At 29.1% G+C, this 15,748-nt stretch carries 15 protein-coding genes; all 15 read left to right on the forward strand.

Translation table 11 applies throughout. The features are described 5' to 3' along the window. The first annotated feature begins 7 nt into the window (after positions 1-7). The 15 genes from WJW32_RS08985 (at position 8) to WJW32_RS09055 (ending at position 15,743) form a co-directional block, all read left to right on the forward strand. Entirely contained in the window at positions 8-403 is a 396-nt protein-coding gene (locus tag WJW32_RS08985) for a cytidine deaminase (RefSeq protein ID WP_340257522.1), read from the forward strand. A 13-nt stretch (positions 404-416) separates the two neighbouring features. Continuing rightward, on the forward strand, positions 417-1,310 hold the full coding sequence (gene era / locus WJW32_RS08990) for a GTPase Era (RefSeq protein WP_340257524.1): 894 nt from the start codon (positions 417-419) through the stop codon (positions 1,308-1,310). 24 nt (positions 1,311-1,334) lie between these two features. Next, complete coding sequence (gene mgtE / locus WJW32_RS08995; protein ID WP_340257526.1) at positions 1,335-2,717, forward strand: magnesium transporter; 1,383 nt, start codon at positions 1,335-1,337, stop codon at positions 2,715-2,717. 79 nt (positions 2,718-2,796) lie between these two features. Further along, positions 2,797-2,964 (forward strand): hypothetical protein, encoded by a 168-nt coding sequence (locus WJW32_RS09000; RefSeq protein ID WP_340257528.1) that lies wholly within the window; start codon positions 2,797-2,799, stop codon positions 2,962-2,964. Next, on the forward strand, positions 2,918-3,664 hold the full coding sequence (gene recO / locus WJW32_RS09005) for a DNA repair protein RecO (RefSeq protein ID WP_340257530.1): 747 nt from the start codon (positions 2,918-2,920) through the stop codon (positions 3,662-3,664). The genes WJW32_RS09000 and recO overlap by 47 nt, the downstream gene beginning before the upstream one ends. Positions 3,665-3,676: 12 nt before the next feature. Further along, on the forward strand, positions 3,677-4,159 hold the full coding sequence (locus WJW32_RS09010) for a DUF4342 domain-containing protein (RefSeq protein WP_340257532.1): 483 nt from the start codon (positions 3,677-3,679) through the stop codon (positions 4,157-4,159). 132 nt (positions 4,160-4,291) lie between these two features. Further along, complete coding sequence (gene glyQ / locus WJW32_RS09015; RefSeq protein WP_340257534.1) at positions 4,292-5,170, forward strand: glycine--tRNA ligase subunit alpha; 879 nt, start codon at positions 4,292-4,294, stop codon at positions 5,168-5,170. 1 nt (position 5,171) lies between these two features. Further along, positions 5,172-7,241: a glycine--tRNA ligase subunit beta gene (gene glyS, locus WJW32_RS09020; protein ID WP_340257536.1), complete on the forward strand. Its 2,070-nt coding sequence runs from the start codon at positions 5,172-5,174 to the stop codon at positions 7,239-7,241. 328 nt (positions 7,242-7,569) lie between these two features. Next, positions 7,570-8,208, forward strand: coding sequence for a helix-turn-helix transcriptional regulator (locus tag WJW32_RS09025; protein WP_340257538.1), 639 nt, complete (start codon positions 7,570-7,572; stop codon positions 8,206-8,208). An 11-nt stretch (positions 8,209-8,219) separates the two neighbouring features. Continuing rightward, the gene (locus tag WJW32_RS09030; protein WP_340257540.1) at positions 8,220-9,056 is read left to right on the forward strand and encodes a pyruvate, water dikinase regulatory protein; all 837 of its coding nucleotides are present in this window, start codon (positions 8,220-8,222) and stop codon (positions 9,054-9,056) included. Positions 9,057-9,134: 78 nt separating this feature from the next. Then, positions 9,135-11,771, forward strand: coding sequence for a pyruvate, phosphate dikinase (gene ppdK, locus WJW32_RS09035; RefSeq protein ID WP_340257542.1), 2,637 nt, complete (start codon positions 9,135-9,137; stop codon positions 11,769-11,771). 249 nt (positions 11,772-12,020) lie between these two features. After that, the gene (locus tag WJW32_RS09040; RefSeq protein WP_340257543.1) at positions 12,021-12,872 is read left to right on the forward strand and encodes a heterodisulfide reductase-related iron-sulfur binding cluster; all 852 of its coding nucleotides are present in this window, start codon (positions 12,021-12,023) and stop codon (positions 12,870-12,872) included. A 3-nt stretch (positions 12,873-12,875) separates the two neighbouring features. Then, positions 12,876-14,087, forward strand: a complete 1,212-nt coding sequence (locus WJW32_RS09045; RefSeq protein WP_340257545.1) for an ABC transporter substrate-binding protein — start codon at positions 12,876-12,878, stop codon at positions 14,085-14,087. Further along, a complete protein-coding gene (locus WJW32_RS09050) occupies positions 14,071-14,949 on the forward strand; it encodes an ABC transporter permease (protein ID WP_340257547.1) in 879 nt (292 codons plus the stop codon). The genes WJW32_RS09045 and WJW32_RS09050 overlap by 17 nt, the downstream gene beginning before the upstream one ends. After that, positions 14,949-15,743, forward strand: a complete 795-nt coding sequence (locus WJW32_RS09055; protein ID WP_340257767.1) for an ABC transporter permease — start codon at positions 14,949-14,951, stop codon at positions 15,741-15,743. Before WJW32_RS09050 ends, WJW32_RS09055 begins: the two co-directional genes overlap by 1 nt. Positions 15,744-15,748: the final 5 nt, after the last annotated feature.

Below are 15,748 nucleotides of genomic sequence, written 5' to 3' on the forward strand. Positions count from 1 at the left end.
ATTTAAAATGGATAATAAAGAATTATTAAAAATAGCAGAAAAGGCTAAGGAGAATGCATATGTTCCATATTCTAAATTTCATGTAGGAGCAGCTCTTTTAACTAAATCAGGAAAGGTTTTTACTGGATGCAATGTAGAATGTGCATCTTATGGAGGAACTAATTGTGCAGAAAGAACTGCAATATTTAAGGCTGTATCAGAAGGTGAAAGAGAGTTTGAAAAAATAGCAATAACTAGCGATAATATAGGGGAAACTTATCCTTGTGGAATATGTAGACAAGTTATATTAGAGTTTGGTAGAGATATTAAAGTTATATTAGGAGAGTCTGAAGGTGAGCATAGAGAAATGTCTATACAAGAATTGATTCCGTATGGGTTCACCGGAGCAGACCTTAAAAAATAAAGAGGTGACTAAAATGGGTTTTAAATCAGGATTTGCAAGTATAATAGGAAGACCAAATGTAGGTAAATCTACAATTATGAATAAAGTTGTTGGAGAGAAAATAGCTATAATGAGTGATAAGCCTCAAACGACTAGAAATAAAATTCAATCAGTTTTGACTACTAAAGATTTTCAAATAGTGTTCTTAGATACACCGGGAATACATAAACCGAAGAATAAATTGGGAGAGTATATGGTTAAAGTTGCATCTGATTCTCTTAATGAAGTAGATGTAGTTTTATTTGTTGTTGATGATTCTAAAACTATAGGTCCTGGAGATAGAAGAATTATAGAAGATCTAAGAAATGTTAAAACACCTATAGTACTTGTTATAAATAAAATAGATAAGATGGAAAAAGAAGATCTGATTATTCTTATGAAAAAATATGATGCAGAAGGTATATTTGATGAAATAGTACCGATATCTGCATTAAAAGAAGGTCATTTAAATTCATTAATAAATACTATAAATAAACATTTACCTGAAGGACCTAAGTATTTTCCTGATGAGATGATAACAGATCAACCTGAAAGAGTATTGATTTCTGAGTTAATAAGGGAAAAGGTTCTACATTATGTTCATGAAGAAGTTCCTCATGGAGTTGCAGTTGAGGTTGAACAAATGAAATCAAGAGAAGGTGGAAATATAATAGATATATCTGCTGTTATATACTGTGAAAGGGATTCACATAAGGGAATTATAATAGGAAAAAATGGAAGAAAGTTAAAAGGAATAGGAAAATCTGCAAGAGAAGATATTCAAAGGCTTCTAGGTTCAAAAGTATATCTTCAAACTTGGGTTAAAGTTAAATCTAATTGGAGAAACTTAGAAAACTATATAAGTAGTTTTGGATATAACAATAAATAATGTGTATTATGGGGGGAGGAATCTATGAATAAAAATGAAGTTTTATTTAAAGAGATAATAGTCCAAGTTAATGCATTGATAGACAGTGAGAAGATAGTAGACTTAAATGAATATATAGAAGAACTTCATCCCCGAGATATATCGGAAATATTAATAGATTTACAAGAAGAAAAAAAAATAAAATTATTTGAGGTACTTCCGCTAGAAGTTGCAGCTAAGGTGCTTGATGATTTAGATTCTGATATGTTTACAACTATATTATCAAAAATTAGTATAGACCATAAAAAGAGAATATTAGATCTTATGTCTCAAGATGATATGGTCGACATATTAAGTGATTTATCAGAGGAAAAAAGACATGAAATAATAAATCTTTTAGATAAGGAATTAGCTCAAGATATAAAGGAATTACTTGTATACGACGAAGACTGTGCTGGTGGTATAATGACTACAGACTTTGTTGTATTAAGTAAGGATATTACATGCTATGCAGCTATAGAGTATTTAAGAGAAAATGCTCCAGATGCAGAAACTATATATTATGTGTATGTAGTGGATAAGAATGATAAGCTTGTTGGAGTTATTTCTTTAAGAGAGCTTATTGTTTCAAAACCTAATACTATTATAGAAGATGTAATGAGTGAAAAGGTAATTGATGTTAATGTAAATGACGACCAAGAAGAAGTTGCAAGAATTGTATCCAAATACGACTTTTTGGCAATTCCTGTAACAGATATAAATGGTAAAATAAGAGGTATAATAACTGTCGATGATATAATTGATGTTATACAAGAGGAAGCAACAGAAGATATATATAAATTTGCAGGAACATCTGAATCTGAGAGTGAATACTTAGAAGACATTAAATTTTTTCCAAAAGTAATATCTGCTGTAAAGGCAAGACTTCCGTGGTTACTTATAACATTAATTGGAGGTACTTTGTCAGCGCGAATACTTGGGAAATATGAAGGTACAATAAAGGCGTATGCAGCTGTATCTTTTTTTATGCCTCTTTTAACTGGAATGGGAGGGAATGTTGGAACTCAATCATCTACCCTTACTGTCAGAGGGCTAGCAACAGGTCATATAGACCAAAAGAATGCTGTTAAGACAATATCTCAAGAAATGAGCATAGGGCTTAGTGTAGGGCTTATATGTAGTTTGATAATATGTATAGTTGCTTATTTATGGATAGGAGACTTCAAATTAGGAATTGTTGTAGGAATAGCAATGGCAGCTAATATGTTAACTGCTGCTACAATAGGTACATTAGTACCAATTGTATTTAAAAGATTGGGCGTTGATCCGGCTGTTGCATCAGCTCCGTTTATCTCAACGACACTTGATATAACTGGTCTTACTATATACTTTACATTAACAACTACCCTTTTACTAAAATTTTCTTAAAATAAAAAAAAATATTATGTATATTATCCCCCTTCTTACCCAAAAATAAATATAGATGGACAGAAGGGGGTTTTTTGAAATGAATAAATCATTATGGGAATATTTTAAAAAAACAGGAGACATAAATGCGTATATGTATGTTAAGACTTACGACAGCCTAAAGTGTAAATCAAATACAATGAGGGAGATTGAAAATAATTATGTTCATAAATACAGATGGGATAGTACTGAAATCGATCAAGTATGAAGAAGCAGATTCTATAATAGTTATATTTACTAGAAAGCTTGGGAAAATTTCAGTACTTGCGAAAGGTGCTAGAAGAGCAAAGAGCACATTCTTATCCGGTACTCAGGTGTTTTCATATTCTAATTTTTCTATTAGAAGAAGTGGTAATATGTACAAATTAAATCAATGTGAAGTAAAACAAAATTTTTACAATCTATCGTATAATATAGATACTTTAGCTCACGCTAGTTATATTAGTTCATTGGTTGAACAGAATATATTTGAAAATCAGACTAACAATAGACTATTTGATCTATTATTGAAAACATTGTATTTATATTCATATGATGATGCTAATTACGAATTGATAACAAATATATTTGAGCTTAAATTTTTGGATTATATAGGATATAAACCTAGTGTTTTAAAATGCACTAATTGTGGGAATAATAACTTGAATAAAGGAAAGTTTAGCGTAACAGAGGGTGGTATGTTGTGTATTCAATGTATTGATGAAGATAAGTATAGTATAAAAACTGATCCCACAACTGTAAACTTAATGGAATACATATTAAAAAACGACATAGTAATATGTAACAAAATAAGGGTATCGAAATATATAATAAATCAACTAGATAATATTTTAAAAAAATATTTAATGACTCATATAGAAAATTTAGATTTGAAATCATTAAGTTTTCTTGAGAATTTAAAAGGGTAAGGAGTGGATAGTATGGAAATAACACTTGAAAAAATTGATCAGATTATGGAAAGAATGAATGTAGGGTATGAAAAAGCTAAAGAAGCATTAGTTAATTCAAATGGAGATGTTATAGAAGCTTTAGTTTATCTTGAAAAAAGAGAAGGAAATGTATTTAAGGGTATAAATGAGAAAAGCAGTGAAATGATAGAAAAATTAAAAGAAATTCTTAAAAAAGGAAATATAACTAGGGTTATGCTTGAAAAAGATGGAGATGTAATGCTTAATCTACCTGTAACAGCAGGAGCGATTGGGTTAGTACTAGGACCAATTGCTACAATAGTAGGTGTATCTGCTGCTGTTGTAGGTAAGTACAAAATAAAAATAGTAAAAACAAATGGCGAAACTGTAGATATAAATGATATGACACAAGAATCATTTAATGATATAAAAGAAAAAATGAATTTTAATAAATCTGATAATAAAGATATTACTGATGATATAATAAAGGAATAAACTCAAGAAATGGGTAATGAGCTTGACAAATAACCCTGATTTTGTTAAATTTAAAGTTAGAATTGTTTAGAATTTAGCCTTTCGCCAAAAGCGAAAGGCTAAATTTTTTAAATAAATATAGGAGGGGAAAAAATGAATTTCCAAAATATGATACTTTCTTTACAAGACTATTGGGCGAAGCAAGGTTGCATAGTAATGAATCCATATGATGTAGAAAAGGGAGCCGGAACTATGAGTCCTTATACATTTTTAAAATCACTTGGTCCTGAGCCTTGGAAGGTTTGTTATGTAGAACCTTCAAGAAGACCAACAGATGCAAGATATGGAGAAAATCCTAATAGATTATATCAGCATCACCAATTTCAAGTAATACTTAAGCCGTCTCCAGATAATGTACAAGAGTTATACTTAGAGAGTTTAAAGGCTATAGGAATAAATCCACAAGAACATGATATAAGATTTGTAGAAGACAACTGGGAAGCAGCTGCTGTTGGAGCTTGGGGACTTGGTTGGGAAGTGTGGCTTGATGGTATGGAAGTTACTCAATTTACATATTTTCAACAAGTTGGGAACATAGATTGCGAACTTGAATCAGCAGAACTTACTTATGGACTTGAAAGACTTGCTATGTATATTCAAGAAAAAGACGATGTATATGATCTTCAGTGGAATGATGAAATAACTTATAGAGATATATTCCAAAAAGCAGAATATGAACATTCTGTTTATAGTTTTGAAGAAGGAAATACTGATATGATGTTTGAACACTTCAATGCTTATGAAGAAGAAGCTAAAAAATTATTGGAAAAAGGTTTGGTTCAACCAGCTTATGATTATATATTAAAATGTTCTCATACATTTAATGTATTAGATGCAAGAGGGGCTATTGGTGTAAGTGAAAGAGCATCATTTATAGGAAAAGTTAGAAATATGGCAAAAATGGTTGCTAGTGCTTATGTTAATCAAAGAGAAGAAATGGGATACCCTCTTTTAAAGAAAGGAGGAAAATAATATGAATAAATATCTTTTATTTGAAATTGGATGTGAAGAAATTCCTGCAAGATTTATGGATAGTTCTTTAAAACAATTAAAAGAAAATTCAAAAAAATTATTAAATGAAAATAGAATAAATTTTGAAGATGTAAAAACTTATGGAACACCAAGAAGACTTACTTTGATGATAGAGGGGCTTTCTGATAATCAAGAAGATTTAGAAGAAGAAATAAAAGGACCTGCAAAGAGAATAGCTTTTGATGATAATAATGAACCGACAAAGCCTCTTCAAGGTTTTATGAGAAGTAAGGGATTAAAGGTAGAGGATCTATATTTTAAGGTTGCAGGTAAGGAAGAATACGTATTTGCAAAATTAAAAGAAGAAGGAAAAAATACAGAAGATGTATTAAAGGATATTCTTCCTAATTTGATAAAATCTATAAATTACCCTAAAACTATGAAATGGGGAGGTAAACAGTTAAGATTTACAAGACCTATTAGATGGATATTATCTATATACAATGGAGAGGTACTTGATTTTGAAATAGAAGGTATAAAATCATCTAATGTTACAAGAGGACATAGATTCTTAGGAAAAGAAAGTATAACTGTAAATTCAGTTGATGAATACTTAGATGAACTTAGAAAAAACTATGTAATACTTGATCAAAATGAGAGAAAAGAAATCATAAAAAAACAATGTATAGAAGTTGCAAGTTCATTAAATGGACAAGTATTAATGGACGAGGAATTATTAAATGAAGTTACCTATTTACTTGAATATCCAACAGCTTTTTATGGAGAGTTTGAAAAAGATTATTTAAAGCTTCCAAAAGAAGTTATAATAACACCAATGAAGGAGCATCAAAGATATTTCCCTGTATTAAAAGAAAATGGAGAGTTATTGCCTAACTTTATAACTGTTAGAAATGGTACTGATTATAAAATCGAAAATGTTAAAGCTGGAAATGAAAAAGTTTTAGAGGCAAGACTTGCTGATGCACAATTTTTCTATAGAGAAGATATTAAAATAGAGCTTGAAAAATATATTGAAAAGCTTAAAAATGTAGTATTCCAAGAACAATTAGGGACTATATATGATAAAACTTTAAGAATAGAAGAATTATCTAAAAAATTAGTTTCAGAATTTGGATATGAACAAGAAAGAGACAATACTATAAGAGCTGCAAAAATTTGTAAGGCTGATTTGGTTACTAATATGGTATTTGAATTTACAGAACTTCAAGGTGTTATGGGAAGGGAATATGCTAAGGTATCGGGTGATAATGATACAGTAGCAAATGCTATATTCGAACACTATCTTCCTAGATTCTCAGGTGATATATTACCTACTACGAATGCTGGAACTATTATAGCTATAGCTGATAAGATGGATTCAATAGCAGGATTTTTTGCAATAGGAATACAGCCTACAGGATCTCAAGATCCATATGCACTAAGAAGACAGGCTTTAGGTATAATTAATATATTAATGGATAAAAATATTAATATAAGCTTAAGAAGTATAATAGATTATGCTTTAAGTAATTACAACGATTTAGAGTTTGATAAAGAAAAAGTTAGTCAAGAAATATTAGAATTCTTTAATCAAAGAATAAAAAATATATTCAGTGAAATGGGCATAAGATATGATGTTATAGATGCTGTTATTAGTTCGGATATAGATGATGTATCTGATATGTATAATAGAGCAAAAGAGCTTAATATGTGGATAGAAAAAGATGAAATAGTAGAAATTTTAACTGCGTTTAATAGAGTATCTACTTTAGCTCAAAAGGCTGAGTTAGACGAAATAAAAGAAGAATATTTACAAGCTGATGAAGAAAAAGTTTTATATGATGAGTTTAAAAAAGTAAAAGATATTGTTAAATCATCGATAGATAAAAAAGAATATTCTAAAGCTTTAGATGAATTTACTATACTTAAAAATCCTATTGACAATCTATTTGAGACTGTAATGATTATGGATAAAGATGAAAATATCAAGAATAATAGATTAGCTTTATTAAAACAAGTGTATGATACTATGCTTTTAATATGTGATTTGTCAAAAATAGTATATAAGTAAAAAAAGTCGGGAGAAATTCCCGACTTTTTTATACTATAGGAAATTATATAATTTTGAATCTGTGGATAACATTTATTTAAGAACTACACTTGCAACTATTTTTGAGCAACGGAGCCCGGTAGGGATCGTTGGCGACATGAGTCAGCGCGTAGCGACTAGACGAATTTTTTTAGTCATATGCAATAACTATATTTGTCAAGCGTATGATGACATTAAATAAATTTCTTTGCCAAATTTGATTTTTTTATTTACATATAACAAATAAGTATATATAATATACTATATAAGGAACGGGTGATAATAAGTATATCACATTAAAAGAAAAGAGGTGTTTATTATACAATTTAACGATAGACAAACTAAGATAATAGATATAGTTAAGGAGCATCAGCCTATAACTAGTGAAAATATAGCAGCGATGTTAAATGTGACAAGAGCGACTTTAAGACCAGATCTTGCAATACTTACTATGACGGGTATATTAGATGCAAGACCAAAGGTTGGCTATTTTTATGCTGGAATAAATAAAAATCATATAATATCAGAAGAATTAAAGAATAAAAAAGTTAGTGAAATAATGAGCATACCAGTTATGTTAACAGAAGAAACTACAGTATATAACGCTATTGTTACCATGTTTTTAGAAGATGTAGGAAGTATATACATAATAAATAATGGTTTTTTATCGGGTGTAGTATCTAGAAAAGACTTACTTAAAAGTACTATAGGCGGAATTGATATAAATAAAATACCTGTAGGTATGATTATGACTAGAATGCCAAATGTTATTATTGCTAAAGAAGAAGATACAGTAATTAAGATAGTGAAAAAGATAATAGAGCATGAGGTAGATTCAGTACCTGTAGTAAAAAAAGAATTAGCAGATAATAAAGAATATTATAAAGTTATGGGTAGGGTATCTAAAACCAATATAACAAAATTATTTTTAGAGTTATTTGAAGAATAAAGGAGTGTATTATGGAAAATTTAGTTATATATATAATATCGGATTCTCTAGGGGAGACAGGAGAACAAGTAGCCAAAGCTTCTATAGGTCAGTTCGATTTAAAAAACTATGAAATAAGAAAATATCCATATGTACTAGATAAGCAATTTCTAGATGAAATATTGAATGATGCAAAGCATCAAAATTCTATAATAGTTTATACACTTGTAGATTTAGAACTTGCAAACCGTACATCGATGTTTTGTCAGGAAAACAATATACCAGGATTAGATTTGATAAATCCTCTTATAGATTTAATAAGATTAAGAACTAGTTTAAATCCATTAAGAGAACCTGGAATAATAAGAAAACTTGATGAAAAATATTTTAAGCGAGTTGAGGCAATAGAATTTGCTGTAAAATATGATGATGGAAAAGATTCAAGAGGATTGATAAAGTCAGATCTAGTATTGGTTGGTGTATCTAGAACTTCTAAGACGCCTCTTAGTATGTACCTTGCAAATAAAAATATAAAGGTAGCTAATGTACCTTTAGTTCCTGAAGTTCCGGTTCCTAAGGAATTATTTGAAATACCTAACAAAAAAATAATAGGTCTTACTAATACTCCAGAAAAGTTAAATCAGATAAGACAAGAGAGGTTAAAGGCATTAGGTTTGTCTGGAAATGCTAACTATGCGAATATGCAAAGAATATTAGAAGAGATTGAATATGCAGAAAATATAATGAAAAAGTTAGGATGCCCAATAATAGATGTATCAAATAAAGCCATTGAAGAAACAGCAGGACTTATTATAAATATAATGAAAGAAAATGGTCTTAGAGTGTATAAGGGATTTCTTAATAGCTAAAACAAAATCATATGTAATTACTAAAATATAAGATAATCAAATAATATTAAAGTCTATATTAAAGGGAGAGTGTAAAACGTGGAAAAATTTGTATACAGCTTTAAAGAAGGTTCAAAGGAAATGAAAAATCTATTAGGTGGAAAAGGAGCCAACTTAGCTGAAATGACTAAAATAGGACTTCCTGTTCCTCCGGGATTTACAATAACAACAGATGCGTGTAATACTTACTACAAGAAAGATAAAAAGATATGGGATGAACTTTTAGATGAAATAATGACTAATCTTTCAGAGTTAGAAAAAACTTTAGATAAAAAACTAGGGGATAATGAAAATCCACTTCTTCTTTCAGTAAGATCAGGTGCTGTTATATCTATGCCTGGAATGATGGATACTATACTTAACTTAGGACTTAATGATACAGCTGTACAAGCACTTTCTAAAAAGACTAATAATGAAAGATTTGCTTATGATAGTTATAGAAGATTTATTCAAATGTTTTCAGATGTTGTTATGGGAATTCAAAAATATAAGTTTGAAAGAGTATTAGATAACATAAAAGAAGATAAAGGATACCAATACGATACTGAACTTAATGTTGATGATTTAAAAAATATAGTTAAAGAATTTAAGAATATATACAAGAGCGAATTAAGACAAGAGTTTCCATCTGATCCTAAGGAACAATTAATATTAGCTGTAAAGGCTGTATTTGACTCATGGAACAATCCTAGAGCAGATATATATAGAAAGTTAAATGATATACCTCATAAGCTAGGAACTGCTGTAAATATACAGTCTATGGTATTTGGGAATATGGGTCAAACATCAGGTACAGGAGTTGCATTTACTAGAAATCCATCTACTGGTGAAAATGTATTGTTTGGAGAATATTTGGTAGATGCTCAAGGTGAAGATGTTGTTGCAGGTATTAGAACACCTCAACCGATAGCAAGCTTAAAAGATATTATGCCTGATATATATAATAAATTTGAAGTTATAACTAGAGCACTGGAAGATCACTATAAAGATATGCAAGATATAGAGTTTACTATAGAAAATGAAAATTTATATATTTTACAAACAAGAAATGGAAAACGTACAGCAAAGGCAGCTATAAATATAGCAGTTGATATGGTAAGTGAAAAACTAATAACTAAACAAGAAGCTATAATGAGAATTGATGCTAAACAATTAGATCAACTTTTACATCCTAACTTTGAAGATAAAGCATTAAAAGAAGCAACTCTTATATCAAAAGGACTTCCAGCATCACCTGGTGCAGCATCTGGAAAAGTATACTTTAATGCAAATGATGTTGTTACTGCAAATGAAAATGGAGAAAAAGTTATTCTTGTAAGACTTGAAACATCACCTGAAGATATAGAGGGAATGGTATCAAGTGAAGGTATACTTACTGCAAGAGGTGGAATGACATCTCATGCAGCTGTTGTTGCAAGAGGTATGGGTAAATGTTGTGTAGCAGGCTGTTCTGATATAAAAGTTAATGAAGAGAAAAAGGAACTTAGAGTTAAAGACCTTGTTATAAGAGAAGGAGAATATATATCTCTTGATGGATCAACTGGTAGTGTTTATATAGGAAATATACCTAAAAATGAAGTTGAGCTTGTAGGAAAATTTGAAGAGTTCATGGATTGGGTAGACGAAGTAAGAGTTCTTAAGGTAAGAACTAATGCTGACACTCCAAAGGATGCTAAGACTGCTGTTAAATTTGGGGCTGAGGGTATAGGCCTTTGTAGAACTGAGCATATGTTCTTTGAAGAAGATAGAATACCTGTTGTTAGAAAGATGATTTTATCTAAGACTGTTGATGAAAGAGAAGAGGCTTTAGAAAAACTACTTCCTATGCAAAGAAAAGATTTTTCAGAAATATTTGAAGCTATGGAAGGAAGAGATACTACTATAAGACTTTTAGATCCACCTCTACATGAGTTCTTACCTAAAAAAGAGGAAGATATAAAGAACTTAGCAGCTGATATGAATATATCTTATGAAGATATATTAAAGAGAATTGAGGATTTAGAAGAGTTTAATCCTATGCTTGGACACAGAGGATGCCGTCTTGCAGTAACTTATCCTGAAATATATATAATGCAAGCAAGAGCTATAATGGAAGGTGCTATCGAGGCTAAAAACAATGGATTTGATGTATCACCAGAGATTATGATACCTCTTATTGGAGATATAAATGAACTTAAATATATAAAGGAATTTGTTGTAAATGTAGTAGAAGAAGTTTTAAAAGAATCAAAAGTAGACATGAAGTATATGGTTGGAACTATGATAGAAGTTCCAAGAGCAGCACTTACTGCTGATGAAATAGCAAAAGAAGCTGAGTTCTTTAGTTTTGGAACTAATGATTTAACTCAAATGACATATGGATTCTCTAGAGATGATGCAAATAAATTTCTAGTAGAATATGAATCTAAAGAAATATTTGAAAAAGACCCATTCCAAGTATTAGACAAAAATGGTGTTGGAAAACTAGTTAAAATGGCATCAAAACTTGGAAGAGAAACAAGAGAAGACATAAAACTTGGTATATGTGGAGAACATGGAGGAGAACCTGCTTCTGTGGAATTCTGCCACAATATAGGACTTAACTATGTATCTTGTTCTCCATATAGAGTTCCGATTGCTAGACTTGCAGCAGCTCAAGCAGCATTAAAAGAAAAATCAGAATCAGCTATGGCTTAATAAACTAAAAGGTCTTAATATCTTAGATATTAAGACCTTTTTTAATAATGAATAGAAAGTTACTATAAAAAAATCTAATGATTAATTAATATTCTATATAAATTTTATATAGTTAAACAATATTTATATATGATATACTTTATTTTGATATATATAAATAAAACTCTTCTTAATAATAAGAAGGGTTTTATTTATATATATGATTAAATTTAGCGATACTACAAACTAAAGTTAAAGGGTGAATTGACTATGAAAAAAAGTAATATAGGAGTTAAACTACATCAATTATCCAGTTTTTCAAAATTTTTTACTGCATCAAGTGATTATAATAAAGATAATATGAGAGTTTTTATTCCAGGATGTAGCCTAACTGATTATAGTCCTGAAATAGTAATGAAAACATATAAATATTTAAGCGATAATCTAGGGAATACAGGTATTATTTTAAAATGTTGTGCTGCTCCTTCTAAAATATCAGGAAATAAAGACGGTTTTAAATCGTATTATTCACAATTACAAGAAGAAATAGAAAAAATGAAAGTAAAAGAGATAATAACAGCATGCCAAACCTGTTATAGGACTATAAAAGAAAATAGTCCAGACATTGAGGTTAAATCTATTTGGGAATCTATAAATGATATTGGAATACCAAGTGATGTTAAAAATAGATATAAAGATTTAGATATAGTATTTGCTTTGCATGATCCATGTCCTATAAGAAAAGAAAATATTATACATGAAAGTGTTAGAGATGTATTAAATGAAATGGGTATCAAGATAGAAGAATTTAATAATTGTAGAGAAAAAACTTCATGTTGTGGAGAAAAATTAAGCATACAAAATAAAGAACTAGCTTTAAAGCACATGAGAAAAAGAGCTTATGAAGCTGATTCTAATTATATATTGTCGTATTGTGAATCTTGTGTTAAATCTATGAAAACAGCAGGTAAAAATAGTATTCATGTACTAGATTTAGTATTTGATGATAATATGAATTCAAAGTTTAATCAAAAGGGAGTTAACTATTTGCAAAAATGGATAAATAGGCATAAGTGTAAAACATATATTGAACAATTAAAAAATATTAATAAAGGAGAATAACTTATGAAAAAAATAATATCTATCGCACTTTTAATATTAATTAGTTTAAGTGTATTATCTGGATGCTCAAATCAAGATAATAAGGAATCATTGAATTTACTTGAAATGAAATGGGAAGATATTTCTAAAGAGGCTGATGGTGAAACTGTTAATATATATATGTGGGCTGGAGATCAATCAGTAAATGAATATATGGATAATTGGGTTAAACCATTAGTAAAAGCAGAATTAAATATTAATTTAAATAGAGTGGCTATAAATGATCCAAAAGATATGATAAATAAGCTATTAACAGAAAAAGAAGTAGAAAAATCAAATGGAAGTATAGATATAATATGGATGAATGGAGAAAATTTCAAATTAGCAAATGAAAATAAACTACTTTGGGGACCTTTTGCTGATAAACTTCCAAATTATAATCAATATGTTGATAAAGAAACAGACGATATTAAGTATGATTTTGGAGAAGATACTGTGGGAATGGAAGTTCCTTTTGGAAAATCTCAATTTGTGTTTATATATGATTCTAATGTTATACAAAATCCACCAAAGGATATAAATGAACTTACTAATTGGATAAAACAAAATCCTGGAAAATTTACATATCCATCAGTACCAGATTTCACAGGAAGTGCATTCATACGTCAAACTTATATGGATTTATTCAAAAAAGATTATATAGAAGACAAAGATTTAAGAAGTATGTGGAATTATATGAATGAAATAAAACCATATTTATGGAGACAAGGAGAAACTTACCCTGAAAGTAGTGCTAAACTTGATATGTTATATTCAAATTCAGAAGTATTAATGAGTATGTCTTATAATCCGCTTCATGCATTTAATAAAATACAAAGTGGAGAATTTAAAGAATCAACAGATGTATTTGTGTTGAATGATGGAACACTGTCTAATACTCATTACTTGAGTATACCATTTAATGCTTCTAATAAAGCAGGAGCCATGGCAGTTATAGATTTTTTATTATCACCCAAATCTCAGATATATAAATTGAATCCTAGCAATTGGGGAGATGGACTTAGTATAGCGTATGATAAACTTTCAGACGAAGATAAATTAAAGATAGATGAGATTTATAAAGAAAATAAATTGGAATTTTTAAATGAAATTAGAAAACACAAAATTCCAGAAATGAAGGCTGAATACATAGATCAAATAGAAAAAGGCTGGGACGAAAATGTTTCAAAAAATTAGACCGTATTTATTAGTATTACCGGCATTAATAGTCACTATGGTATTATTTGTGTCTGGATTAATACAAGGACTTATACAGAGCTTAGGAATTACGTCTATTTGTAATATAGGTGATATTACTCTTGATTATTACCATGAATTGTTTAGATCTACAGAATTTTGTCTGTCATTTTGTATTACATTTAAAGTAGCTATAATATCGACAGTATTATCTGCATTGATAGGTACTTTTATAGTATATTTATTGTATATAATGAAAACTGGAGTATTTTATAAATTTGCATCCAAATTTAAACTCTTGATTCAAATACCTATGTTATTTCCGTATTTAGTTTATGCATACATTATATTACTTATATTTAATAGAAGTGGATGGATAAGTTCTATTCTTTTTAAATTAGGAATAATAAGTAGTGCTAATGAATTTCCGGTAATAGTAAATGATGAATTTGGTATAGGTATAATTGTTACTTATGTATTAAAAACCACTCCATTTATAGTTTTAATGCTATACCCTGTTATTTTAAAGGTCGAATCATCTTGGTTAGAATTGACATATATGCTAGGTGGAAGTAGGAATGAATTATTTAAGAAAGTTATACTTAAGATGTTAGTTAATCCTCTAAAAACATCTTGTTTTATAATATTTGCATACACTTTTGCTGAATTTGAAATACCTTTCTTATTAGGGGTTACTTATCCTAAAATGATTTCTGTTTATTCATATCAAATGTATATGAATTCAGATTTGATTGAAAGACCAAAAGCTTTTGCTATAAATGTAGTTGTAGTATTAGTTATAATTGGGGTTGGGTATATTTTAAATCACTTAAGTATGCGAAAATGGAGGAAGATAAAGTGATGAAGGTTAAACACGGGGATAAGATATCGTTAATAGTACTGTCATTAATAATATTAATTTCTTTAATTCAAGTTGTTTTTATTTTTTTTATGAGCTTTTCTAATGGATGGGTTTGGCCTGATATAATTCCTAGAAACCTCAACGTTGAAGGATGGAAGTATGTTTTATTAAATAGTAATTCGTTAGATGCTATATTTATGAGTTTAAAAATAGCTTTGATTGTAGTGATTATAAATTTAGTAGTAGGAATTCCAGCAGCGGATGCAATAGCTAGATATAATTGTAAGTACAAAAATATAATAGAGTTTTTATTGATTATGCCTATTGTAATACCTCCTATAATATCTGCAATGGGAATACATAAAACTTTTATAAGAATGAATTTAACAGAAAGTATATGGGGAGTAGTTTTTGTACATATAGTACCTACATTACCGTATATGATAAGGGCTATTAAAATTAGTTTTGAGAATTTTGGATTTGAGTGGGAGCAGCAATGTCAAATGCTTGGAGCTAGTAAATTAAACACTTTTATTAATGTGAAAATGTATTTTTTACTTCCTGGGATTATAGCTGGTTCTATCTTAACGGTATTAATATCTTTTAGTCAATATATAACGACTATTTTAATAGGAGGAGGACAAATACAGACTCTTTCAACTAATATGGTTCCGTATATTAATTCTGGAGAAAAAACTATAGGATGTGTATACGCCATAATATTTGCATTTATATGCTTATCTACACTTGGTATTATGGAATACTATCTAAAAAGATATTATGATTCACTGTGATACCA

The organism is Tepidibacter sp. Z1-5, assembly GCF_037844525.1.
Taxonomy (GTDB): domain Bacteria; phylum Bacillota; class Clostridia; order Peptostreptococcales; family Peptostreptococcaceae; genus Tepidibacter_A.

Bases quoted from the DNA above. Each gene is read 5' to 3' on its own strand.
- WJW32_RS09030 (WP_340257540.1), top strand. From the start codon at position 8,220: ATGGAAAATTTAGTTATATATATAATATCGGATTCTCTAGGGGAGACA.
- WJW32_RS09045 (WP_340257545.1), top strand. From the start codon at position 12,876: ATGAAAAAAATAATATCTATCGCACTTTTAATATTAATTAGTTTAAGT.
- recO (WP_340257530.1), top strand. From the start codon at position 2,918: ATGTTCATAAATACAGATGGGATAGTACTGAAATCGATCAAGTATGAA.
- era (WP_340257524.1), top strand. From the start codon at position 417: ATGGGTTTTAAATCAGGATTTGCAAGTATAATAGGAAGACCAAATGTA.
- WJW32_RS09010 (WP_340257532.1), top strand. From the start codon at position 3,677: ATGGAAATAACACTTGAAAAAATTGATCAGATTATGGAAAGAATGAAT.
- WJW32_RS09040 (WP_340257543.1), top strand. From the start codon at position 12,021: ATGAAAAAAAGTAATATAGGAGTTAAACTACATCAATTATCCAGTTTT.
- glyS (WP_340257536.1), top strand. From the start codon at position 5,172: ATGAATAAATATCTTTTATTTGAAATTGGATGTGAAGAAATTCCTGCA.
- WJW32_RS09050 (WP_340257547.1), top strand. From the start codon at position 14,071: ATGTTTCAAAAAATTAGACCGTATTTATTAGTATTACCGGCATTAATA.
- WJW32_RS09000 (WP_340257528.1), top strand. From the start codon at position 2,797: ATGAATAAATCATTATGGGAATATTTTAAAAAAACAGGAGACATAAAT.
- mgtE (WP_340257526.1), top strand. From the start codon at position 1,335: ATGAATAAAAATGAAGTTTTATTTAAAGAGATAATAGTCCAAGTTAAT.
- WJW32_RS09055 (WP_340257767.1), top strand. From the start codon at position 14,949: ATGAAGGTTAAACACGGGGATAAGATATCGTTAATAGTACTGTCATTA.
- glyQ (WP_340257534.1), top strand. From the start codon at position 4,292: ATGAATTTCCAAAATATGATACTTTCTTTACAAGACTATTGGGCGAAG.
- WJW32_RS08985 (WP_340257522.1), top strand. From the start codon at position 8: ATGGATAATAAAGAATTATTAAAAATAGCAGAAAAGGCTAAGGAGAAT.